Annotated in this window: 25 protein-coding genes and 1 other RNA gene; 15 read left to right on the forward strand and 11 right to left on the reverse strand. The window is 47.1% G+C overall.

Annotated features, from left to right (window positions below):
- Nucleotides 1-2: 2 nt before the first annotated feature.
- Both BBB58_RS09235 and BBB58_RS09240 read right to left on the reverse strand, forming a co-directional pair.
- On the reverse strand, nt 3-590 hold the full coding sequence (locus BBB58_RS09235; RefSeq protein ID WP_012726384.1) for a DUF1643 domain-containing protein: 588 nt from the start codon (nt 588-590) through the stop codon (nt 3-5).
- A gap of 28 nt (nt 591-618) precedes the next feature.
- Nucleotides 619-1,302 carry a lytic transglycosylase domain-containing protein gene (locus BBB58_RS09240; protein ID WP_074037920.1) on the reverse strand — a complete coding sequence of 228 codons (684 nt, stop codon included), beginning with the start codon at nt 1,300-1,302 and terminating at the stop codon, nt 619-621.
- An 86-nt stretch (nt 1,303-1,388) separates the two neighbouring features.
- Here BBB58_RS09240 and BBB58_RS09245 point away from each other — a divergent pair, with 86 nt between their 5' ends.
- Entirely contained in the window at nt 1,389-2,084 is a 696-nt protein-coding gene (locus BBB58_RS09245; protein ID WP_074036959.1) for a CPBP family intramembrane glutamic endopeptidase, read from the forward strand.
- Here BBB58_RS09245 and BBB58_RS09250 read toward each other — a convergent pair.
- Nucleotides 2,017-2,940 (reverse strand): alpha/beta hydrolase, encoded by a 924-nt coding sequence (locus tag BBB58_RS09250; protein ID WP_074036960.1) that lies wholly within the window; start codon nt 2,938-2,940, stop codon nt 2,017-2,019. The two genes, BBB58_RS09245 and BBB58_RS09250, sit on opposite strands and share 68 nt — an antisense overlap.
- Nucleotides 2,941-3,120: 180 nt before the next feature.
- Between BBB58_RS09250 and BBB58_RS09255 the strand changes: the two genes are divergently transcribed.
- The gene (locus BBB58_RS09255; RefSeq protein ID WP_074036961.1) at nt 3,121-3,528 is read left to right on the forward strand and encodes a hypothetical protein; all 408 of its coding nucleotides are present in this window, start codon (nt 3,121-3,123) and stop codon (nt 3,526-3,528) included.
- On the opposite strand, the gene BBB58_RS09260 is transcribed toward BBB58_RS09255, so the two are convergent.
- The 5 genes from BBB58_RS09260 to BBB58_RS09280 form a co-directional block, all read right to left on the reverse strand.
- Nucleotides 3,479-4,156 carry an ABC transporter ATP-binding protein gene (locus BBB58_RS09260; protein WP_074036962.1) on the reverse strand — a complete coding sequence of 226 codons (678 nt, stop codon included), beginning with the start codon at nt 4,154-4,156 and terminating at the stop codon, nt 3,479-3,481. The genes BBB58_RS09255 and BBB58_RS09260 overlap by 50 nt on opposite strands.
- Complete coding sequence (locus tag BBB58_RS09265) at nt 4,153-5,145, reverse strand: ABC transporter permease (RefSeq protein ID WP_074036963.1); 993 nt, start codon at nt 5,143-5,145, stop codon at nt 4,153-4,155. Before BBB58_RS09265 ends, BBB58_RS09260 begins: the two co-directional genes overlap by 4 nt.
- Before the next feature lie 89 nt (nt 5,146-5,234).
- The gene (locus BBB58_RS09270) at nt 5,235-6,581 is read right to left on the reverse strand and encodes a sensor histidine kinase (RefSeq protein WP_074036964.1); all 1,347 of its coding nucleotides are present in this window, start codon (nt 6,579-6,581) and stop codon (nt 5,235-5,237) included.
- On the reverse strand, nt 6,578-7,243 hold the full coding sequence (locus BBB58_RS09275; RefSeq protein WP_074036965.1) for a response regulator transcription factor: 666 nt from the start codon (nt 7,241-7,243) through the stop codon (nt 6,578-6,580). Before BBB58_RS09275 ends, BBB58_RS09270 begins: the two co-directional genes overlap by 4 nt.
- A gap of 77 nt (nt 7,244-7,320) precedes the next feature.
- Nucleotides 7,321-8,208, reverse strand: a complete 888-nt coding sequence (locus BBB58_RS09280; RefSeq protein ID WP_074036966.1) for a hypothetical protein — start codon at nt 8,206-8,208, stop codon at nt 7,321-7,323.
- Between the two features lie 170 nt (nt 8,209-8,378).
- On the opposite strand from BBB58_RS09280, the gene BBB58_RS09285 reads away from it, so the two are divergent.
- Nucleotides 8,379-8,786, forward strand: a complete 408-nt coding sequence (locus BBB58_RS09285; RefSeq protein WP_074036967.1) for a hypothetical protein — start codon at nt 8,379-8,381, stop codon at nt 8,784-8,786.
- A 94-nt stretch (nt 8,787-8,880) separates the two neighbouring features.
- A complete protein-coding gene (locus tag BBB58_RS09290) occupies nt 8,881-10,329 on the forward strand; it encodes a S8 family peptidase (RefSeq protein ID WP_074036968.1) in 1,449 nt (482 codons plus the stop codon).
- Between the two features lie 44 nt (nt 10,330-10,373).
- Here the strand turns inward: BBB58_RS09290 and BBB58_RS09295 are convergent, their stop codons facing one another.
- Nucleotides 10,374-10,778 carry a hypothetical protein gene (locus BBB58_RS09295; protein ID WP_074036969.1) on the reverse strand — a complete coding sequence of 135 codons (405 nt, stop codon included), beginning with the start codon at nt 10,776-10,778 and terminating at the stop codon, nt 10,374-10,376.
- Between the two features lie 120 nt (nt 10,779-10,898).
- On the opposite strand from BBB58_RS09295, the gene rnpB reads away from it, so the two are divergent.
- The 8 genes from rnpB to BBB58_RS09335 all read left to right on the forward strand — a co-directional run bounded on the left by rnpB (nt 10,899) and on the right by BBB58_RS09335 (nt 17,174).
- Nucleotides 10,899-11,266: RNase P RNA component class B (gene rnpB, locus BBB58_RS09300), an RNA gene on the forward strand.
- Between the two features lie 124 nt (nt 11,267-11,390).
- On the forward strand, nt 11,391-12,554 hold the full coding sequence (locus tag BBB58_RS09305; RefSeq protein WP_074036970.1) for a THUMP domain-containing class I SAM-dependent RNA methyltransferase: 1,164 nt from the start codon (nt 11,391-11,393) through the stop codon (nt 12,552-12,554).
- A 119-nt stretch (nt 12,555-12,673) separates the two neighbouring features.
- On the forward strand, nt 12,674-12,856 hold the full coding sequence (locus BBB58_RS09310; protein ID WP_230872813.1) for a hypothetical protein: 183 nt from the start codon (nt 12,674-12,676) through the stop codon (nt 12,854-12,856).
- A gap of 51 nt (nt 12,857-12,907) precedes the next feature.
- Nucleotides 12,908-13,810, forward strand: a complete 903-nt coding sequence (locus BBB58_RS09315; RefSeq protein WP_074036972.1) for a Gfo/Idh/MocA family protein — start codon at nt 12,908-12,910, stop codon at nt 13,808-13,810.
- Nucleotides 13,811-13,869: 59 nt separating this feature from the next.
- Nucleotides 13,870-15,288 (forward strand): alanine/glycine:cation symporter family protein, encoded by a 1,419-nt coding sequence (locus tag BBB58_RS09320; protein WP_208606708.1) that lies wholly within the window; start codon nt 13,870-13,872, stop codon nt 15,286-15,288.
- Between the two features lie 109 nt (nt 15,289-15,397).
- Nucleotides 15,398-16,219, forward strand: a complete 822-nt coding sequence (locus tag BBB58_RS09325; protein WP_074036973.1) for a YihY/virulence factor BrkB family protein — start codon at nt 15,398-15,400, stop codon at nt 16,217-16,219.
- Nucleotides 16,220-16,298: 79 nt separating this feature from the next.
- Complete coding sequence (locus tag BBB58_RS09330) at nt 16,299-16,853, forward strand: hypothetical protein (RefSeq protein ID WP_074036974.1); 555 nt, start codon at nt 16,299-16,301, stop codon at nt 16,851-16,853.
- A 15-nt stretch (nt 16,854-16,868) separates the two neighbouring features.
- Nucleotides 16,869-17,174, forward strand: coding sequence for a hypothetical protein (locus tag BBB58_RS09335; RefSeq protein WP_074036975.1), 306 nt, complete (start codon nt 16,869-16,871; stop codon nt 17,172-17,174).
- Between the two features lie 50 nt (nt 17,175-17,224).
- Here BBB58_RS09335 and putP read toward each other — a convergent pair whose 3' ends face one another.
- The gene (gene putP / locus BBB58_RS09340) at nt 17,225-18,706 is read right to left on the reverse strand and encodes a sodium/proline symporter PutP (protein WP_074036976.1); all 1,482 of its coding nucleotides are present in this window, start codon (nt 18,704-18,706) and stop codon (nt 17,225-17,227) included.
- 345 nt (nt 18,707-19,051) lie between these two features.
- Nucleotides 19,052-20,023, reverse strand: a complete 972-nt coding sequence (locus tag BBB58_RS09345; RefSeq protein WP_074036977.1) for a D-alanyl-D-alanine carboxypeptidase family protein — start codon at nt 20,021-20,023, stop codon at nt 19,052-19,054.
- A 199-nt stretch (nt 20,024-20,222) separates the two neighbouring features.
- Between BBB58_RS09345 and BBB58_RS09350 the strand changes: the two genes are divergently transcribed.
- From BBB58_RS09350 to BBB58_RS09360, 3 genes are all read left to right on the forward strand, one after another.
- Nucleotides 20,223-21,755, forward strand: a complete 1,533-nt coding sequence (locus BBB58_RS09350; RefSeq protein WP_074036978.1) for an FAD-dependent oxidoreductase — start codon at nt 20,223-20,225, stop codon at nt 21,753-21,755.
- Between the two features lie 74 nt (nt 21,756-21,829).
- The gene (locus BBB58_RS09355) at nt 21,830-23,302 is read left to right on the forward strand and encodes a carboxypeptidase M32 (protein WP_074036979.1); all 1,473 of its coding nucleotides are present in this window, start codon (nt 21,830-21,832) and stop codon (nt 23,300-23,302) included.
- Entirely contained in the window at nt 23,299-24,006 is a 708-nt protein-coding gene (locus tag BBB58_RS09360; protein ID WP_074036980.1) for a glycerophosphodiester phosphodiesterase, read from the forward strand. The genes BBB58_RS09355 and BBB58_RS09360 overlap by 4 nt, the downstream gene beginning before the upstream one ends.
- The last annotated feature ends 56 nt before the right edge of the window (nt 24,007-24,062 follow it).

The raw sequence follows: 24,062 nt of genomic DNA on the forward strand, positions 1-24,062 counted from the left end.
ACTCACGGAGAGTCGTCTTTTTTCGTTTCTTTCACGATGCGAAACTTCGGTTTGACCGATTCGTTGTTGAACGCCTCGAGAACGGTATTCTCGTTTGCCATTCGAATCTGTTGTGGCTCGCCTTTTGCTGTCGTACCGATGCAATACATGTTCGCTTCATAATCCGCAAAGAGCGATTTGTAAGATGTCGCGTGGTGCATCAAGCGACCTGGAGACCCCCAACCGACGATGATCATCCCGCCGCTTGCTTCTACCTCTTGTAACGTCTCTTCGACGTAATGGTAGTTCGTCTCATCGAGTTGAGACTCCACGTATGGAAGGTTGTCATTGATGGCGAGTGTCGGGACGAGACTGATGACCCGCATTTCTCGAATCGGTTGTGACAAATGATTTTGCATCAACATATAAGCACGCTGTGTCGTCGTGCCGGACAAAAAGGCATCGCTCATCCGCGGCGAGTAAATGATGACGGCACAGATGACGCCATCCTCCACATCGGTGAACTCATACGTTCGCATATAGCGTTTCGTTTTATCTTCATTGAAGATTGATTTGACGCGGATGGTTACTTCTTCTACATGCGTGTTCATTTCCATTCCTCACTTTTTCATGTAAGCATCAGCCGAGCGATTTAAACCACTCGACATATCGAATCGTGTAATAAGCAACTCGTTGACTAAGCGTATCACGCTCATCAGGCATGAACGTCACGCTTGATTCATAGTTCTCGAAGTACGTCATGACATCATTGACATATTGCTCACTTCGATTGTATTCGAAGATAGCGTTTCGGACGGATGTGACTGAATCTGTCTTTTTTCTATTTTTTTCACTTAAATAATACGCCGCCGTGTGCGCAGAATCAACTAGACTGTGTGGGTCAGCTTTTCCATCGCCGTTCCCGTCGCGACCGAGTCCGCCATACTGTTCAATCAAGGCAAGGTCCGTCAAATCCACTTCGTCTTCTGGGACATCGCCTTTTTGGTCATCGGTATCATATTCCCAACCGAGCCAAGTACGGGGCATGAATTGAAAAGGTCCGATCGCGCCGACAGACGAACGCATCGACGAACTGTGTGAGAAGATGGTCTCTACACGGTGAACGGCAGCCAGTAGGCGCCAGTCCACGTCATATGTTTCAGCAGCGTCTTGATAGACGGCCAGATGCGTGTTCGGAACACCGTTCTCTCCATAATAGGTTCGATACAATCCATTGTTCACTTTATCATGTTGACCGAGCCAGCCGACTGCCCCGAGCAAAAGCACGAGCACAATAATGAAACCGGTCAGTCGCAGCATCATACGTTTCAAGATACCGCCTCCTAGCTTTTAGACAATACCCGAATAGTGTAGCATATAGCTAAGAGGAAGGACAGGAGTGGATATGGATGCTTGAACGTTTGATTTTTACAGCCATTATCGGCTACATGCTGATCGTTCAAATCTTCAATGCCAAATTGATTCGTCCCTTGATTGAAACGAGAGGACGGGCATGGGTATATGAACAAACCGTGAAATCGGCATGGGGGCTGACCTTGTTGATTGTTGCCCTCATCTTTTTATTTCAAGTACCGCCATCAAAAGTCGGATTGACGTTCGGACCAGAAGCGGGGAACGAACAGGCATGGCAAGTCTTTTACTTGTCATGCATCCTGGTCACCGTGGCGCTCGTCTTTTATCTGTTGGTAAAAACTTCAGCACGTCTCCGAAATGTGTTACGCCCTTACTATGAGCTCGATTTAGAGAAGCTGCTCCTCCCTCGGACAAAACCTGAGGAACAAGCGTGGGGTGCCGTCTCGGTCACTGCAGGCGTGACCGAGGAATTCATTTTCAGAGGAGTCCTGCTATACACGATCTCCCTCTATATAGAGGTCCCGGATGTGACTCTCGCCTTAATCGGGGGCGCCCTTTTCGGTGTGGCCCATGCCTATCAAGGGATAAAGGGAGTCTTCACGACAGGGATCGTTGGATTCGGACTAGGTATCCTATATTTAGGGATGGGTGTCCTTTGGCCGGTCATGGTGTTACATGTGCTACTTGATTTGATTGCCGGTCCAATCCATGTCGATGCAAAAAGCGAGTGACCGCCTCCTCATACGCAGGAGCGTCCTTGATCATGCAATCGGTATGTTCTGCGCCATCAATCAATACCAAGTCGTTCTTCCGGTTCAATGCATTCATTTCGACCGACATCCACGTCGGGACGAAATCATCTTTTGAACCATGTACGAATAGGATTGGGGTCGTCGTTTCCGTGACGGCCTTTTTCGGTTGGACTTGTCTCATCGTGAACCCGGCACGAGACCAAAGGAAATAGTCGATTCCCGGTAAAATGAGCTCGGCTGGGATATGGTGTAACTCTTTCAATTGATAACGCATCAATTGTTTCATATCGTCAAATGGACATTCTGCGATGACGAAGTCGACTTTCGTGAGCGGAGTCGTCTGCAAGACGGTGGCCGCTCCCATCGAGACGCCGTGAAGCCCGACTTGATCGACTGTTTCCTCTGTCTTCAACCAGTCCACCCAGTCGATCATATCGACTTTTTCATGGAAACCATATGAGGCATAAATTCCTTCGGACTCCCCATGTGAACGTAAATCGACGGCAAGCAGGTTAAAGCCAAGACGGTGGAACATGGCGAGGTGAGGGGCCATGAAACTATGTGATGCGGTATATCCATGTACGAACACAATCCATTTTGTTGACCCCTCATTCCGATAGATACGCCCGTAGAGGCGGTACTCATCACGAGATTGAATCGAGACATGCTCGAACGGTACGTCATGATAAAAGTTGCGATCTTCGTCCGTATATGGAGCGAGTAACATCTCCGGAGTCTTTCGTTTGCCCCGCGTCATTCGTTTGAAGGCATAGTAGCTGACCGCGTAGTAGCCTGTGAAAAGTGATGCCAATCCAATTTTCCATTTTCGTTGCATTAATACCGACTCCTTTCAACGTTATTGTACCCGAAACGAATCGATACGGTCCTGTTTTCTTACATAAGGAGAGGGCATACAGAACATAATCATGTGAATATCAGGAATCAAGGCACATGGAAAGACATGATTTTGAACGATACGATGGAGTGACAACAGCAGGAGGGTGGGGATATCTATATGGAGAGGTCAGAGATCTATCGAATGATACAAATGGTGTTGAGCGACAGAAAGGGGATGCTTGAACGGGGAGTAACGTTCTCGTGGACGATTGAAGGAGATGAACGAATCATCGGACTCGTATTTGATGTTATTCTCGACGGTTATTTTCTATATAACCAAACAAGCCTCCTCACCGAGGTACAAGAGATTGCGCGTCTAGTCGAATGTCGACCAGAGGAAATCGTTCGCGCACTCTCCTGTCTTTCGGGGATTCGACTCGAATCGAATCATATCATCGAACGATTGATGAGTATCGAAGAGGCGACCATTTCAGAGAACGGATCAATCCTTGTTGCCATTCGCCTTGGAGGATGGCTCACTCATCAATTGCATCAAATTGGTCGTGATGCCCTTCTTCCTTGTTGAGCTCGGTCAAGGTACCGTCAATCACACGAAGGACGCGATCACACACATCGAGCATGCGTTCATCATGTGTGATGACGACGACACGTCTCCCTTCTTCATGTGCTTGTTTGGCCAATAACTCCATCACACGTCGTCCATTCTCATAATCAAGACTCGCCGTCGGTTCATCTGCCAAAATGAGTTGCGGGGAGTTGATCAAGGCACGTGCGACGGCGACACGTTGCTTTTCACCTCCCGACAATGTCGACGGGAGATGATGCAGGCGGTGTCCTAAGCCGAGGTCGGTCAATAGTTGTTTCGCATCCATCTGTCTCTTCTCCTGAATCAGCTCAAGTTGCTCGAGCACTGTCAAGTAGGGAATCAGGTGGGCCTGCTGAAACACGAACCCGACTTCATGTAGACGTAACAGACGACGTTGTTCCTCATCTAATTCGAATACGTCCCGTTCGTTCATCAAAAATGCTCCTTGATCTGGTTTTCGCAATAGACCGAGGATGTATAACAATGTACTCTTCCCGCTACCACTCGGACCGACGATGGCAACGCATTCCCCTGGCGATACATGTAACTCGATGTCATTCAATACGAGCTGACCGTCAAACTGATGTGATACATGGCTTAACCTCATGATGCTTTTCCTCCTATGATTTCAATTGCGTCGACTTGACGTAGTTTCCATAACGGTAACAACGCGCCAAGAACAGATAAGAAAATGAACATGGACCCGAATAGCGCGACATGACCGAAGTCGACGAGAAACGGTAACGATGATGGAATCAACGCATCGACGACGTACATGAACCCGATCGATGTGGCGACTGCGGCAGATACGATGACGATGACCTGAAAGAGCAGTGCCCGTCCGATGATTCGAGGAGAGAGACCGATTGCCTTCAGAATTCCGAGTTCAGGTAACTTTTGAAGCGTGAACAAATAAAAGAATGCGGTCAAAATAAATGTTCCGATCACGAGTAGAAAAGCACGCATCATCGTGAATGTGCTTTGCTCGGCACTATATCCAGGAACCGACTCAATCAAATCTTGTTGACTCATGACGAGCGGATTGGACATCGTGGATTCCGTTCCAATCTCAGCCGATACATATGGACGTTGTTCGGAGTAATCCAAATAATCGAACCACGTCTCGTTCGTCGTGTAAATCACCGGTCCATGACTGTAGCGTCCAGGCGCCTCACCGGCGATCGTAAAACGATATTCGGACGCAAAGTCGGTCAACGTGTCACCTGTTCCAAGCTGTTCTGAAAGACTTGGGTCAAACAAGACTTCACCTGTTTCTAGATAAGTACCTGGGCCAATATTACTTCCACTTGGAAGGGCGAATAGCGTGACCTCTTCTTTTTTTCCATCAATTGTGACCGTGAGCTGTCGGACGCTCATCGTTTCGTTTGAAGTATCCGCTGTGACGTCTATAAACGATCGTGTCAATTGACCTTCTGAGTCCGGATCAAGTTGATACGTAGTAGCATTCAATTCGTGCAAGGCAGAACCGTTATCATATGCGAGACCGTCTGCTAGCCCTGTGATGAGTGTCGTCAACATGACAATCAATAATGTGATCACGAACAACATGGAAAACTTTCTTTTCTGTCTCCACATCTCTTTCCAACCTAACTAAAAAAAAAAACCTCCTTCAAGTGCTGATGAAGGAAGTGTACGTAATCAATATGAACAGAATATGAACGACATCAAAAATGTAAATGAACCGTGGTGCCGGTTCCGAGGTTTGACTCGACTGTGATGTTTCCGCCATGTAGGTCGATGATATCTGAGGTGATGGCAAGACCGAGACCTGTCCCTTGAGTCGTTCGAGCCGTGTCCCCGCGATAGAAGCGGTCGAACAGGTGCTCTTTTGTCTCGTCGTCCATCCCAACCCCTTCATCCGTAACCGAGATGACGATACCTGGGTCGACGGTACAGGTGATGTGGATTGTGCCTCCATCATGTGAAGCATGAACGGCGTTCATCAATACATTGTTCCAAACTTGTGCGAGTAGAACCGGGTCACTCTTCAAGACTACGTCTTGTGGGATGTCGGTAACGACGGCGATCCCTTTTTGATCAAGATTTAAAGCGTTCGTTTGAATGACTTCGGATACCGATTGAAGCACATTCACGTTTGTCTCGAGAATCGGGGGATTTTCATCCAATCGTGATAAAAGCAGCAGTTGCTTCGTCAATTGGGATAGACGCTTCGTCTCCTGTTCGATGACACGCGCATATTCTCTTGATTCACCTTCCGTACCGTCAGCTAATTTTTCTGCATAGCCACCTAGGGAGGTCAAAGGAGATTGAAATTCATGGGAGACATTCGAAACGAATCGTCGCTGTCTCGCTTCGGTACGATCGATCTCATTTGACATGTTTTGAAATTGTCGTGCCAATGTTCCGATTTCATCTTGACGCTCGACGGGGAGATGTTCCGGAGCTTTACGCATGGCGACGGATGTGGTCGCATTCGTGAGCGTCTGTAACGGGCGGACCAGGGACCTTGTCGAGATGGCAATCAAGCCAAATGCCAAGAGGGTAACGAGTGCGAAAAATAGACCGACGAACAGATGTAACTCGCGGATTTGGGCACTCAAATCCGGACGAATAAAGATGACGTCCCCGTTTTCAAGTGTAAATCCATATGTGTTCGTCAGTTCGTTATCGAACAATCCGAGCAAGAAGAGATGAAACGGAAAGTCACGCATTCCCTGATATGGAGCCCCGTTCCGAACGGATTGAATCACTGTGTCAGAGATAGTCTCATCCCGAAAGGCACCGCCAAAACGTCGACGTTCGTCAGTCGCATCCACGACGACCAGTTGATATCCGGTCGCAGCTAAGAAAGTATAGAAGGCATCATAGTCTAAATCGGTATGGTTCTCGACATACGACTCCGCTATTTTGGCGACCCGTTCCGTCTTCTCGCTATAGGAAGGTTGCCACCACTTGTAATAAGCTACATTGCTGATCAACAGGGAGATGGCTCCGGATAGAAGTAAAATCAAGAACATCGTGACGATGATTCGCGTGTAGAGTGTCTTCATCCGTTCACCTCGAGCGAATATCCGACACCTCGTACGGTTCGAATTGTCAGAGCAGGGTGATCGAACCGATTACGAAGTCGCTTGATATGAACATCAACTGTTCGCTCATCCCCCTCGAAATCAAATCCCCATACCAAATCAATTAACTCCTCACGACGATACACTCTTCCCGGAAAAGAGGCGAGTTGAAATAATAGTTCAAACTCTTTTTTAGGGAGATAGAACAGCTGACCCTCAAGCGTCACCTCGTATTCTCTTAAATCGAGTCGAAGAGGACCGGCTTGAATTTGTGAAGCGGCAGAACGTTGATAACGTCGCGAGACGGCTTGCAATCGAAAGAGTAACTCCTCAGGGATGAACGGTTTGGTCACATAGTCGTCTGCCCCATGAACGAATCCTTGACGCTTATCCTCCCATTCATCGAGAGCGGTTAGTAAAATGACGGGAATATCGAGAGTCGCCTTGATTCGTCGACACAATTCACGACCGTCAAGCCCTGGGAGCATGATGTCGACAATCGCGGCATCGATTGGTTGCATCGTGAAACGTTCTTCGCCTGTGTTCCCGTCGGTCGCTGTCAACACCTCATGACCCGCATCCTCGAACGTTTCTTTCACAAGGCGTAAAATGGAGGGGTCGTCTTCTACGATGAGTATACGCATAGCGGTCGTTCCTTTCCTAAATAGGTTCGACACGAAACGAGGTGACCCATGCGGAGTCACCTCGAATCGTATCAGCTTTATTGCTTCGTCATCTCTTGATGAAGGGCACGGAGGGCGCGGATGAACGCATCCTTAAAGTATTTGTCTTCTTGTGTCTCTAATGTTTGGATGGCCTTTTGGTCACCGTTACTCGCTTTGACGAGAAGATTCACGACTGTTCCCCAGCGTTTCACATGTTCTGGACGAGGGTGGTTCAACGCGGTCGTCAGCGTGAACCAATACGGTTGATCGCGTCGCTGCAACGTGGCAATCATCCGTTTGGCAAGGAGCGATTCTTCTTCAGAAGGGATTGTTGCCGTGGCGAACCAACCGAGCATCGAAGCGCTCATCGATTCAAGTTCTTGTTTCATTGCAGGTTCGATTGGCATCCGTCCGAAGTCTGTCACGTTGACAAATACCAATCGGTCTTTCGGGTCAATATGTGTGATCCATCCTGACACTGACTTCAGCTTTTCACGTTCTTTTGACTGGGCTTTACACGTATACCCTTGAAGTTTTCCGATGTAGATGCGGAATTGTCCACGGTCGACATGTTTGTCCACCTTGAACTCGATTTCTTGTCCTGCTTGAAACGGTTGATTCCGTTTATTCAACGTCTGACCCTTTTTCAATTCGTGTCGCTTGGAAATATGACGCAATGCTTCTTGTTCAGTCCGATCATCCAATGTCCAAAGGTTGTGAGGGGTCACGTTTTTAAAACGATGACGCCGGACGTAGATGTATTGGTCGAGTGCGTCGATCGCGTCTGCGGAAGTGGCAGTTCCATTCAAATAGTCATCAGCGATATCACGTAAGGTGAGGGATTCGAGACGATCGATATGTCCTGAATAGGGAACGCTTCCGACAACAAATAACGCGGTCGCAATCAACTCACTTTCTCGAGGGGTCAGCGGTCGTTTGGCCATGGTGCACTTCCTCTCTTAATTCATATGATTAGTATAACAAAAACAGTTAGAATGTTGTGAACTCAACTGCGATTTGGAAAAAAATGAGGAATGGACAGGATTCCCACCATTTATCTCGAATAATGACTTGTAGAGAATCGGATGTAGGAATGAAAAAGTGAGGTGAGGCAATGAAGCTCTCCATCGAATCTGGGGATTATGTCGTATTGATTGAAATCAATAAAGAAGTACTCAAATGTGCATCCCTTGAGGAAGCCGATCAGGCAGATCGTCTGCGATATGAACTCGTTGGTCGGATGAGCGAACGCTTGCCAGCAGAAGTCATCGTTCCGTCGATCATCGATTACATTCGCTTCGGAAGCGGATATATCGGAGATCGCATCGTCTGGGACGCTGAAACGGAGTCTTTTTTTTGCCAGCAGTTTGAGACCATTGACGGGTCTCCACTTGGAGAGGACCTCGAAGGATTCCGTCCCGACCCAAGCCGGGTGGAACTGGCGCGCTACTATACGTACTTGACGATTGGACGAATTGTCGAGTTTGATATGCTGCACCCGGATGAGCCGAGCTATTGGTAAACTTAGCGACAACTTTTTATTCAAAAAAAGGGAAATCTAATCCAAAGTTTGAGATAATGGAGTCACTTTATCAGTTTGGAATGGAGCGGAAGGAATGAAAAAGATTGCCCTTTTGACAGCGATTGCCCTTTTACTGCCGGTCGGAGTAGATGCAGCACAGCCGGTCATCCTTAAGAAACATGGTTACGTCGTCTCAGAACCACAAGTCACGAGCCAATATTATGTGAAGCAAATCGGTATGGATTTGGCCTGGAATAAGACGAGAGGCGCAACTGATATCGTTGTGGCGCTGATTGACTCGTCAGCTGACCGTAACCATACGGATTTGAAGAACGTTCCTCGTGTCGTCAATTCCATGAAAGGTCCATACACTGCGGATATTCATGGCACACATACCGCTGGGATTATGGCCGGGAAACATAACCGTTTTGGGATCGCCGGACTCGCGCCGAACGTCCGCTATCACTTTTATAATGTGTTCTACGGGGTGAATTCAGATAAAACAGACTCTTGGACGGTCGCCAATGCAGTGGATACGGCTGTAGCGAAAGGGGCGAACATCATCAACCTCTCGCTTGGAGGGGATGATTATGATAGTCGTTTGGCCACATCGATTAAACGGGCAAGGGCGAAAGGGGTCATTATCGTCGCATCATCTGGAAATGATCGAAAACAGACGATCAATTTTCCTGCAAACATGAAAGAGGTAATCGCGGTCGGTGCAATCGATTCTAGACATCGTCTCGCGAGCTTTAGCAATATGGACGATCGCGTCAAAATCGTGGCGCCAGGTGTGAACATCCTCTCTCTAGGAATCAACAACCGCTTTGTCTTTATGGACGGGACCTCGATGGCGGCACCGATGGTCACGGCGAGCCTCGCGCTCGTCAAATCGATCAATCCTTATTTGACACCTGGTGAGATCGACCAGTTGATTGCGAAGATGCCAAAAGCCTCCAGAAAGTCTTATACGGAATTGAATGCGATGAAACTGCTAGAGGCAACGGCTCGCCCTATTCACATCTCTGCCCCTTCGGTGTGGAAGAGTCGATACGTGAATGATGTTAAGTTGAGTGTCATGAACCATTCGAACTTAAAGTCCTCGTTCACACTGTATCAAGGGAACAAGAAAGTCAAGACGCTCACACCAAATCGGTCGTTCACGATGTATTCGAGCGGGGATTGGTTACCGAGCGGACAATATCGCATCGTCGGTCAAGTCACGGATGGAAAACATAAGCGATACACGAGCCGAACGATTGATTATGTCAACACGTTGAAGACGGCAGTGTCTGTAAAGGTATCGGAAGAAGGGACGTTCTCGATTCACACGACACGAAAAGGCACGGTCACGGTACTTGATTCAAATGGGAAGGTCTTGTACGAAGCCCTCCACATCGCCGGGACATTCCCGGTAAGAGGGAATACGACACAGAAGCTGACGGTCATCCTTAAACCGACGGACCTTCGCGAAAAAGTGGTGACGACATCTTTTGAGCCACCAATCATCGAAGACGAGCCTCCGGTCACAGAGACCTTGTAAGATAAAAAGCCGCCTACTCCTAACGGAGAGACGGCTTTTTCTATTTAATCGATGGTGATGGCTTCTCCACACCAACGGATACTCGCTTCTAATACGTTCCCTTGGTCATCAATATGCTCGAAACTGAGTTTCCCATCTCGGATGATTTCGCAAAGACCGACTCGGACACGGTCGCTCCAAGCGCGACGCGTCTCATTCGTTTCATCGAACACTGGAATGGCGTCCGGGAAGCGCTCCTCGAGATGTGCTAAATTGTGATGGTCAAAATGATAAGGTCGTTTCGAGAGTTCGTTCGGTGCCTTGATGTCGAACGGTTCAAACCCTCGGACGAGACGATTATTTCGGTAGAAGGCGAACACGCCGTTGTTCGGGTGGAGCACTTTAATGTCATCGATTTCTATTACATAAGTCAGACGTTGAATCCAACCGTTTTTTGTTTTCTTTTTCATCAAAATCCCTCCTTATTCAATGAACACGCCTTATTTTAGCGCTGACTGAACGTAAAATCAAGTTTCGAATTTAAGTTGTCAACCGTTCAAATTTCAGCTACAATGGTTGAAGTGACTATGAAGTCTGGACAATCGCGGGACACAAGTCTTGAGGAAAGTCCATGCTCGCACAGCCTGTGATGGCTGTAGTGATCGTGCTACACGAAACGATAAGTGTAGGCAACGCAAGTTGACGGCAGAAGAAACACCTAAGTCCTCGGATATGGTGTCCGCTTCTTGAAAGTGCCACAGTGACGGAGTCTGATCGGAAACGTTCAGAGTGGAACGAGGTAAACCCCACGAGCGAGAAACCCAAACTATGGTAGGGGAACTTCCAGACCGGAATCGAACGGGACGGAGGGCGCCGATGTGCGCAGATAGATGATTGTCACTCCATCGTGCCAGGGAGACCGCTATGAGCACCGGAGTACAGAACATGGCTTACAGGACAACATAGTCTCAACTGACAACGACAAGGAGTTCAAGCACATATACTTGAGCTCCTTTTTTCTTGATTTTTTTACAACTTACAAAATGACTGAAAGATATTTATGTAGAAGGAAGGCGATTTAGATGGCAAAACGCAAACTGATTGCGACGGCAGCGATGGGAATCGAGGCACTTGTGGCAAAAGAAGTAAGGGATTTAGGATACACGTGCGAAGTCGAGAACGGACGGATTTATATCGATGCGGAAATGGAAGACATCCCACGTCTGAACATGTGGTTGCGGACAGCAGACCGGGTCAAACTCGTCGTTGCCGAGTTCAAGGCGACAACGTTTACAGAATTGTTTGACGGGGTCGTAGCGTTACCATGGACCGACCTCATGCCGTGGGACGCGGCGTTCACGGTCGACGGACGCTCGGTCAAATCAAAGCTGTTCTCGATTCGTGACTGTCAGAAAATCACGGAGAAGGCGATCGTTGAAGCGATGCAACGCGGCTATCGTAAAGAGGGAGAATGGTTGCCGAAGTCAGGCGCGAAATTCCCAATCGAAGTCGCTCTTTTGAAAGATGTGGCGACCATCACGATCGATACGTCCGGTCCACTTCACCGTCGAGGCTACCGTGAGCTTCATTCGCAAGCTCCACTCAAAGAGACGATGGCAGCGGCGATGATTCAATTGACAAACTGGCGTCCGGACATGCCGTTTTATGACGTATTTACAGGTTCAGGGACGCTCGCCATCGAAGCGGCGATGATTGGACGAAATATCGCGCCGGGTATCAACCGTGAATACTTCGCACAGGATTGGACATGCATCCCGAAAAAAGCCTGGTATGCGGCAATCAATGAAGCGAATGAGAAGGCGGAGTGGGATAAACCGTTAAAAATCTATGGAATCGACCTCGATCCGCGGATGGTGAAACTTGCAAAAGACAATGCGGAACTCGCTGATGTTCGTGATGCAATCACGTTCGTCCATAGTGACGCAGCCGCACTGAAGCCGAAAGAAGAGTACGGGGTCATCATCGGAAACCCACCTTATGGGGAACGACTTCAGTCAGAAGAAGAAATTATCGACTTGTACGAGCGAATCGGAGAGCAATATGCGAAATACCCTGGTTACAGCGTCTACATGTTGACGAGTTATGAAGACTTCGAGAAGGCATACGGGCGCCCGGCGACGAAGCGTCGGAAGCTGTACAACGGAAATATCGAGACGCAATATTACCAATACTTCGGAAAGCGCCGTCCACGTCCGGACCGTGACGCGAAACCGAAATCAGAATAATGAATCGATGACCGTTCAACTGAGCGGTCATTTTCTGTTTTATTAGAGCAAACGCACTTGTTTCATCATCCGTCTAACAGGTTATACATAACATATGTATAATTAGAGGGGGACAGATGATGGAAAAGTATACCGTCGAATATCAGTTACATGTGAAAGAACAAAACACTCGGACGGTCGAGGTAGAAATGGACCGTGTGCCGGACTTAAATAATCAAGAAGAATTACATGCGGCTTACCAGATTGTATCTGACGCGATTCGTGAACCGATCACAAGTTTTGAGATTGTATCTATTACGTGAGCCCGAGGCAATCGCTTCGGGCTTTCTACATAATATTGGAGGAGTGAGCAAATGAATATTTTAGTAGTGGGCATCGGGGATGTCGCCAAAAAAGCATATCTACCTGTATATGCCGGATTAAAGGACGTTGATGTGTATCTCGTCTCAAGGAATGAACAGAAGTTACACGATATCATCTCGACCTTTCGTTTCAAAGGAGGGTACTCAGACCTACACGCCGTGCCGATGACAGAAATCGATGCGGTCATGATTCATTCGACGACAGCTGTTCATTATGAGCAAGCCGAGTATTGTCTACGGCAAGGAAAGCATGTCTTCATCGACAAACCGATCACGTTCACTCTTGGAGAGACGGAACGACTCGTCGCGCTTGCTAAAGAGAAAGGCGTCCATCTCGTCACAGGCTTCAATCGCCGATTTGCCACGGCTACAAAGGCACTTAAACAAGTAAAAGAAAAAAATATGGTCTTCATTCAAAAGAACAGAACGTATAAACCGGCATCGCTTCGTGAATTTGTGATCGAGGATTTCGTGCATGTCGTCGATACGCTCCGTTATTTGACCGACCTTCAGCCTGTCGAACGTTTACGTGTCACACCTCGATTTGAAGGGGATGTGCTGAAACAAGTGATGATTCATTTCAAGGCAGGGGGAATCGAGGCAATCGGTTGGATGAACCGAGACAACGGTTGCACCGAAGAAGTGATGGAAGTCATGTCACCGACCGTGAAGCGGGTCACGCGTGATGTGGAGCGGATTACAGACTATGGACGAGACGGTGTGAAGGAATGGTCACTCGACCCATGGGAGTCGAATTTGAAACGTCGAGGGTTTATCGACCTTGTGGAAGACTTCTTACGTTTACTTCGTGGGGAACCGAACGCCTCCGTTGTCGCGGAAGACAGTCTCGAGACACATCGTCTCTGTGAAGAGATTCTAAAGGAAGTGCGGTGAACATACTGTTTCCGTCATATTCAGACCGGGTAAAAACCCGATAAAAGGAGGCGATTTCGTTGGATATTCGTGAACTGATTATGCAAATCAATGACTATTTATGGTCGTACCTTCTCATCTTCGTATTGATTGCAGGAGGTCTTTATTTTACGATTCGGATGGGGTTCGTTCAATTTCGAATGTTACCGGAAATGTTTAAACTCTTATTCGTGAAAGGAATCAAGCATGAGAAAGGACAGGTCTCATCTTTCCAAGCGTTCGCCATCGGAACGGCTGCCCGTGTCGGTACGGGGAACATCGCCGGCGTATCGACGGCCATTGCCTTAGGAGGTCCCGGGGCAGTATTTTGGATGTGGCTCATCGCCTTGATCGGAGCAGCTTCGGCGTTTGTTGAAAGTACGCTCGCCCAGGTGTATAAAGTGCATGACGGCAAGGCGTGGCGCGGTGGTCCGGCGTACTATATTGAGCGGGCTCTCGGTGCACGCTGGTTAGGCATCGTATTTGCCATTTTGATTACGTTCGCGTTCGGTTTTGCGTTTAACTCCGTCCAGGCGAATACAATCGCACTCTCCGTGAATAACGTATTTGAGATCGATACGGTCTGGGTCGGCATCATCTTGTCCGTTGTCACCGCTATCGTCATCTTCGGTGGGATTCGTTCCATCTCGACCTTATCGGGAATCATTGTACCAATCATGGCGGGCGGTTATATCTTACTCGCCATTTGGGTCGTCCTTACGAATCTTGATGTCGTGCCACAGGTGTTCTCCGCCATCTTCTCTGAAGGTGTCCTCGGTTTCCAACAGTTGTTCGGTGGTGCGGTCGGTGCAGCCGTCCTCCAAGGAATTCGACGTGGTCTCTTCTCGAACGAGGCAGGTATGGGGTCTGCCCCGAACGCCGCAGCTACCGCTGAGGTGAGTCACCCGGTCAAGCAAGGATTGATTCAATCGCTTAGCGTATTCGTCGACACCTTGTTCATCTGTACCGCAACGGCGATGATTGTCCTCATTTCAGGAGTGGAAGGCTCTGAAGCTTTCCAAGGGATTGAGCTTGCCCAAGAGGCGCTTCTCGTTGAAATCGGACCGATTGCGACGACTCTCATGACTGTCGCCATCTTACTTTTTGCTTTTTGTTCGATTTTGGCCAATTATTATTATGGAGAGACGAACATCGAGTTCATATCTGAGAAGAAGCGATATTTGATAATCTATCGGATTGCTGTTGTCGGGATGGTCATGTTCGGGTCGGTGCGATCTGCGGGACTCGTCTGGTCGATTGCCGACATCTTTATGGGCTTGATGGCACTCGTCAACATGTATGCGATTTTCCGATTGAGTAAAGTTGCCAAGACGCTCCTCGACGACTATATGGTCCAAAAGAAAGAAGGAAGAGACCCGGAATTCTTTAAAGATGGTGTCGAACTTCCTGGTAAAGAACATATTGAAGCGTGGGAAACAAAGAAAGAAGAAATTAGTTGAAGGATCATCAATCAATGGGACGTCCCTGGCAAACAGGGGCTTCCTCTTCATTTTGAACTTATTATTTCAAATACCGCATTATATTATAAAAAGAAAGTAGAGAGTATCGATGAAACAAGTATTTTTGACAATCGTCAAGCGATTTTTTACAGAACGTTTTTTTGATCAAGCGTCCATGTTAGCCTATTATTTCATTTTATCTACGTTCCCGTTCTTATTATTCGTATTAGGTATTGTTGGATTTTTACCGTTTACGAGTGGCGATGTGATTCAAGCGTTATCACTCATCATGCCTGAAGCCAGTTACAAGCTATTAGAAGGGAACATTGAAGCCGTATTCGACAACTCCAAATTGAAATTGGCATCATTCAGTATCTTACCAGCACTCTGGATCTCATCGATGGCCGTACAATCTCTCGTGCGGGCATTGAACGATGCCTACCGGGCTGTTCGTAATAAAGCCTTTTGGAGGGGCGTCTTACAGGATATCGCCATCACCTTGGCGCTCATGTTTGTGTTGCCATTTTCATTGCTCGTCCCTGTGATTGAGACGGCACTTCGAGAAATCTCTTCATACGTGTTGTTCATCGATGAGATTGTCACGACATATGCGCAGATTTGGTTTTACTTCAGATGGATCATCGGAACAGGTCTTCTATTCACTGTATTCGTATTTGTATATAAGTGGTTGCCAAGTGTGTCCGGAACATTTAAAAATAGTTGGGCCGGAGCCGCTTTTGCAACAGTAGGGATTCTGCTTGTCTCGAACGTGTTTAGTTACTATTCACAATTCGCAAACTACGAGCAGTTTTATGGTCAACTCGGTGCGTTCATCGTCTTATTGATTTGGTTCTATCTCGCTGCCTCTGTCATCTTGCTTGGTGGGCTGTTGAATGCGACGTTAATCGAGAGGAAAGAAAAACTTCGTTAGACGTGTAATTGCTAGTTATCATTCGAAAGAATAGGGAATGGTATCGTAAGGTCACATCATCAAAGCGGAGGTGGGAAACATGGATATGCAACGGCTCGTACACAATCGTCGTTTCATCGATCAATCATTGTTTTACCTCGCCTTACATCTATGGAAATGGATCCTCCTGTTACCTGTCTTGTTCTATTTAGACGTATCGTTCCGACATTCGCCATTCTCTGAGTACTTGATTGTCAGTATCATCTTGTATCTCATGTTTCGTGTGATTCAATATGTGATAGCTAGCCGAGCTTCTCTCATGGAATTAGTAGAGTTCGCGTATGGGGTGCTATCACTTGTTCTCGTCTTCTCGTTCATGATGGAAATCGGCGCGCCACCGATCGCTGTCGCAATAGTTGGAGCTGCATACTTGAGCCATCCGATGCTTTCTCTACATCACTATCAAAACTTTTCAGAGCGCAAATGGTTAAACAAACAGTTTCAATTATTTAGCCCGATGCTTCGCCAGGGTGAGGTACCGGTTCATGTCCTCGTGTTGACGGAAGATGAAATTGTGATTACTGTAGAAAGTGGAAAAGAGTTTACGTACCGTCATATTTACTGGGGCGGTTTTTATGTAGAAAATCCTTCCTAAAAGGTGGTTACTCAGTTGTTTAGTGGATTTGATAATGTGATTGTCATCGTATTCTGGATTGCAACATTCATTGCTTTCTTTAAAGGCGCCTATGATATGTGGCGTGAATACCGAACGTCGAAAGAAAAATCAGTATTGTACTTTTTAATCGTATTGATTATCACATGGTTTTGGTTCAATCCATACGAATTGGTTGCATTGCATCCCTTCGTACTAATGGCGTACTATTGGAACCGAAATCGGTGGATGCGAAACGCAATGTTCGTATTGGTTCTCGTACCGTTTGTGATTCGTGTCTGGTTAATCGCAGCATCGATGTAAAACACAAAAACTCGGTCCCTTTATAGGGAACCGAGTTTTTGTGTGAATCGTTACTCTTTCTTCGCAGCTGCCAATTCAGCTTCCATTTCACCGAATTCACGGTTGATGCGTTTTTGTTCTTTCTTTCTAGTAAAGTTACTGACAAGCACGATTGCCAACATACTTAAGAAGAAGCCAGGTACCATTTCATAAAGGACTGTCGAAAGTCCAGTGACGATCCAGAGAATGACGGTAATGGCACCGACGAGGATACCAGCGAGGGCACCTTGACGCGTCATCTTGCTCCAGTAAAGTGACAAGAGGATTGCTGGTCCAAATGCAGAACCGAATCCAGCCCATGCATATCCGACGAGTGTGAGGATTGTACTTGATGGGTTGAGTGACATGAGCGTCGCTACAACTCCTACTAGCAAGACACCAACACGTCCGGCAAGGACCATCGTCTTCTCACTTGCATCTTTGTTGAAGAATTTACGATAGAAGTCTTCTGTCAATGCAGATGATGTGACGAGCAATTGCGACGATACCGTCGACATGACCGCAGCAAGGATAGCTGCCAATAAGAAACCAGTGATGAACGGGTGGAACAAGACTTCAGAAAATTGAATGAAGACTGTTTCCGGGTCCCCGAGTGGATTTCCTTGTCCTCGGAAATAAGCGATTCCGACGAACCCTGTCATGACGGCACCGATGATAGATACTGTCATCCAGCTCATCCCGATACGACGAGCCGTTTTCAATGATTTCACATCACGGATTGCCATAAAGCGAACAATGATGTGTGGCTGACCGAAGTAACCAAGTCCCCAAGCGAGGAGACCGATAATCCCGAGTGTCGTCGTCCCTTTAAAGAGGTCGAACAAATCGGCATTGATTGTCGTTGCAGAGTTGACAGCAGTGTCTACTCCACCGATATCTGTTAAAGCGACGAATGGTACGAGCACGAGCGCCAAGAACATGATGACACCTTGTGCGAAGTCCGTCCAACTAACTGCCGTGAATCCACCGAAGAGGGTGTATAAGATGACGACACTAATTGTGACAATGACACCTGTCTGATAATTTAATCCGAATGAGCTTTCAAACAACTTCCCGCCGGATACAAGTCCAGCTGACGTGTAGAACGTGAAGAAGATGATGATGACGGATGCAGAAAGGATCCGTAGCCAGTTCGAGTGATCTCGGAACCGATTCTCTAAGAAGTCTGGAATCGTAATCGAATCGTTCGCCATCTCTGTGAAGACGCGAAGTCGTGGAGCAACTAACAAGTAGTTCAAGTAAGCTCCGATGACCAATCCAACGGCTAACCAAATTGCTGATAGTCCAGTTGCATACATTGCACCCGGTAGTCCCATTAACATCCAACCACTCATATCCGAAGCTCCGGCTGACATGGCTGTAACGCCTGGCCCCATTTTACGGCCACCTAACATATAATCTGATGAATCGGTCGTTCGTTTATACGCAACATATCCGATAAGAAGCATCATCACGAGATAAAGCGCGATTGATACCCATTCTTGCCATAGCATTGAATTACCTCCTATTAAGTTAAAAGATCTATTTAATCAACTCGTTCGCGATTGTGTGAAGACATCACACAGTTAAAAACAAAAGTTGAAAATGCGAACTTGTGCTTTACCTTACAGAACCTTTGAAATGATTGCAAACTGACACTTTTTCATAAAAACTTCTCTAAAGCCCATTATACCAACGGATGGAGGCTAAAATTTTCAGATAAAAAGTTTAAATATTCTGAATATTTGAAATGCTGAGGACTTTCCTGTGTAACATGAATGTAATATTTATGGGAAAATTTTCAGAAAACATATTTTTAATCATAAGAAAAAGAGCATCTTTGAATGCTCTTTACTTCTTTATTTGAATGCTATTTCTTCAACGAGTCGCATCGTCGGGAATGTTTGTCCAGACTTCGCCTGCATCGTAACCAAGATATAAGTTTCGGTATTATGTTTCATGATGAATACCATGGTATATCCGGATTCGTCCGTATAACCCGTCTTCGTGGCGGTCACAAACTTGGAGTAGTTGACACTTCGTTCATTAACCGATGAACCGAGGTGATACCACCAACGACGTTTGCCGTTACCGTCTTTATCTTTAAATTCGGCTTTAAATTCATAAGTCCCGGCAATTTCAATCAACTCCGGGTATGTACTGAATGCGAAGGCGATTTTAGCCATGTCGTTCGCCGTCGTATAATGATTCGGATCCGAGTAGCCATGCGCATTTACGAAATGCGTTCCAGTCAATCCTAAAACCTTTGCTCGATCATTCATCAATTGAACGAAGGCCTCGGTCGACCCGCTCGTGTATTCCGCAAGGCTGTTCGCAGCATCGTTTCCGGATTCAAGTAGCGTGGCGTAAAGTGCTTGACGAACTGTCAATGTATCCCCGATGGCAAGATGCGCGATATGGCTGTCCCATGGAATATCGAGTGTCGACTGTTGAATCGTAATGATTGGTTGGTCGAGTTCATTCGCTGCAGATGCCTTCTCATAAGCAAGCAGTGCCGTCATCAATTTGGTCGTACTGGCTGGAAACACACGATCATTGGCGTTTTTATCGATTAATATCTCTTGTTTGGTCACATTGACGAAAGTTAGTGCACCAACAGAGATTTCCTCATCCGAAATCATCTTCGTCTCACTCGGACTCCATGAACCCATGTCGATATCCGGGAAAAGCGGACCTGTCTTCAGCGGTTCAGCTTTTGGTGTGGACGCTTCTGCTAATGTCGGTGCTTCTTTATCTTGTTTAAATCCGACCAACGTCGGGATCAGTGCGATGATTCCGAGTAAAACGACCGCGGCAATCATTCTTCGCATGATGTACGTTCTTCTTCGGTGTCTCCTTCTACGGGTCAACAAAAGTCCCTCCTTTTTTGGTTACTCTTTAAACATAATAGAAAACGCTCTTTTTTTTCGCTAATATAATAAAGAACTAGGTCAATGATTGATCGGCGATGAAAGAACTGCGTTTCGGGTATAAGAGTAAAGATGTCACTTTTAGAGAGGAGGATGCATCATGCATCGTTATCCGTTCACGAACTCCATTTGGCGTCAACATGATACTGGGACGCCGTACCCATCCCTTTCCGTTTCGGAATCGACCGAAGTCGTCGTCATCGGGGCAGGGATTGCGGGACTCGTCTGCGCCTATGAACTCCAAAAGCGAGGGAAACAAGTGACGCTTCTAGAAGCGTTAGAGATTGGACATGGGACGACGGGACATACGACGGCAAAATGTTCGGTTCAACATGGGACGATTTATCAAAAGTTGATTCGTCATTTTGATGAGTCCATCGCTCGTTTATATTACGAGTTCAACTCAGAAGCGCTCATCTATCAAAAAAAACAAATTGAAGAAGGGTTTGACTGCGATTACGCGAATGAACAATCGTTTCTTTACTCTAGGGAACCGAACGAAGAACTTACTAAAGAACTGGATGCGTATCGTCGTTTGAAGATTGACGGAGGAGAAGCGACGGAAGAAGTGAGAAAGGCTCTCCCGTTCTCGATCGAGCAGGCGTTGGTGATCCATGACCAAGCTCAATTCCATCCCGTGAAATACTTACGTGAATTAGCGGAACGTTTTGTTCGTCTCGGAGGAAAGATTTATGAAAATTCTAGAGCGATGGAAGTGAGTCAGGGACCACGTCCAGTAGTCACTACATCTAACGGTAGAAGGGTACAGGGAAATCAAGTCGTGATTGCGACCCACTATCCATTCAATGACCTGCGCGGGTTGTACGTGTCGAAGTTTTCAATAAAAAAATCGTATATCGTTGCCTGCGAAGTGGAGAGTCGACCACTCAGAGGGATGTATTTAGAGGTTGGACAGCAAAATCGCTCGTTTCGATCCTATAGTGAAAACAAAAAAAGCTATTTACTAGTTGGAGGTGAGGGGCATACCGCTGGGCAAGTCACAGATACGCGTCTACGATATGATCGATTGGAGAATGACGCACAGGCACATTTTGGAACGCATCGGGCATCTCATAGGTGGTCGTCCCAAGATCTTATCACCTTAGATGGACTTCCTTACGTAGGGCAAATGTTCAAGAGAGAACCAGATCTCTTTGTGGCGACTGGATTTTCGAAATGGGGGATGACGAACGGAATCGCTGCCGGCACCTTGCTCGCGGACCAACTCACAGGTCATGCGAACCGATTCGTTGAGCTGGTCTCACCGCTCCGTCAAACGGTTAAACCTAGTGATATCAGTGCATTTCTCAAAACAAACTTAGATACTGCCGCTCAATTCACGAAAGGGACAGTAAATCGGATGCTTGAACGAAAAGATGTACAAGACCTGCAGCTAGATGAGGGAGGGGTCGTACAAATTGATGGGAAGACCAAGGGCGTTTATCGAGATTTGGATAACCAGTGCCATGTCGTCAACCTGACCTGTACGCACCTCGGTTGTACAGTGAAATGGAACAATGCCGAGCGGTCATGGGATTGTCCATGCCACGGCTCTCGTTTCGATGCAAAAGGGGCTGTATTAGAGGGTCCTGCCACAAAACCACTTTCCTACAGTAAGCGAGAAGATTTGTAAACTGGTGTAGGCAAAGGTTGACAGCTATAATAAAGTAGAAAGAGAACAGAATAACACATAGGGGTGAAAGACAGATGGAAGTAACAAAAGAATGGCGTGAACATTTTAAACAACTGCGTGCCTTCGATGAAGCAATCTCTCTCTTATATTGGGACATGCGTACACAAATGCCGGAACAGTCGGCACCGCTCCGGGCAGAGACAATCGGTTATTTGTCGACCGAGGCATTCAAACGACAGACGAGCGATTCGTTCGCTTCATTACTGGAACGGATGGCGGATGAAGAGGGTCTATCTGACGTCGAGGCGCGGTCACTTGAAGTCGCGAAGACGCAATACGAACGAAATGCCAAGATTCCGCATGATGAGTATCAAGCTTACGTAACGCTCGTCTCAGAAGCTGAGACGGCGTGGGAAAAAGCGAAAGATCAGGATGATTGGGAAGCTTTCGCTCCATACCTTAAAAAGATTATCGGATTCCAGCAAAAATTTGCGGAATATTTCGGTTATGAGAAACATCCGTACGATGCATTGCTCTATGATTTCGAACCGGGCATGACGGTCGAGCTCTTAGACGAATTGTTCGCCTCGCTCCGAGACGAACTAGTTCCTCTTATTCAGCAGCTACCAAAAGAATCACTCTCTATGGACTGGTCGATGCCGGCGGATGTTCAAGAAACCATTTGTCATGACTGGATGAATGTCGTCGCTTACGACTTATCACGTGGTCGATTGGATGCGACAGTGCATCCGTTCGAAATCACCATCAATCGCCGCGACGTCCGGATTACGACGAAGTATGATGAAGCAGATTTCAGAAATGCACTGTTCGGTACGATGCATGAAGCGGGGCACGCGACGTATGAGCAGCAAATCGACCCGATGCTCGATGAACTCGGACTAGGTGGCGGTGCTTCGATGGGGATTCATGAGTCCCAGTCGCTCTTCTTTGAGAACTTCATCGGACGAAGCGAAGCGTTCTTGCATCGCGTCTATCCGAAACTACAATCGCTTCATCCTGCATACGCTGCGATCGACTTCGACACTTTCTATCGAGGTGTGAATGAAGCGAAACCATCTCTTATTCGGATCGAGGCTGACGAATTGACATACAGTCTACACATCATCATCCGCTATGAGCTCGAGAAGGCACTTATCCAAGGGACGTTGTCCGTCGATGAGCTTCCTGCGGCATGGAATGAAAAGTATAAAGAATATCTCGGACTCGATGTTCCGTCAAATGCCAAAGGAGTCCTTCAAGACGTCCATTGGGCAGGCGGTTCATTCGGATACTTCCCAAGCTATGCCCTCGGGTTGATTTATGCGGCCCAGTTGACGGAAACGTTGAAATCAGCCCTTCCGGAATTTGAGACGTTGATTGCAGAAGGTGAAATCGAACCAATCAAAGTGTGGCTACAGGAGAACGTTCATCAATATGGAAAACGTCTCACACCGAACGAACTCATTCAACAAGTGACAGGTCAAGCCATTTCGGTCCAACCACTCGTTCGATATTTGACCAAAAAATATCAGACAGTTGCCAAATGAAACGATTTGCACATCGTGGCGTGATGGCACATCGACCGGAGAATACGATGTCGGCATTCAAGCTCGCACTCGAGGCCGGGGCAGACGGAATCGAGACGGATGTTCACATGACAAAGGACGGTGTCCTCGTTCTCATCCATGACGAGACGCTCGAGCGGACGACTGACGGAAGAGGACAAGTTTCACTCTATACCTATGATGAGCTCAGACAGTTTAATGCTGGAGTACGTCATGGTCTAGAAGAATACATCCCTACGCTCGAGGAGCTGTTCGACCTTGTGAATGATGAATCGGTCATTTTGAACTTAGAGGTGAAGACGGATGTCCTACGATATGAAGGAATTGAATCTCGCATCATCGATACGATCGAGTCCGCCGGGATTCATGCGTCCCGCATCCTCTTTTCCTCATTCAATCACGAAACCATTCACCGATTGAAACAGATGCGACCGGATATCGAGGCGGCTATTCTGCTTGCACAGCCGCTTTATGACATTTCAGGATATCTTCGATTAGTCGGAGCGGATTCGGTCCATCCGCACATCGATCGCATCACAGACGAAGAAGTACGCTCCTTGCAACATCGAGGGATTCCAATCAGACCATATACGATTAAAACACAACACCAACTGGAGCGTTGTTTAGCGCTTCAAGTCGATGCCGTCTTTGTCAATGATATCGAATGGGCAAACAAAACCACTTAGTCGCAGACTGAGTGGTTTTATATTTGGGTGGAAGGGAACTACATTTTATGTAAAGG

The organism is Exiguobacterium profundum (genome assembly GCF_001909285.1).
Classification (GTDB): Bacteria; Bacillota; Bacilli; order Exiguobacteriales; family Exiguobacteriaceae; genus Exiguobacterium; species Exiguobacterium profundum.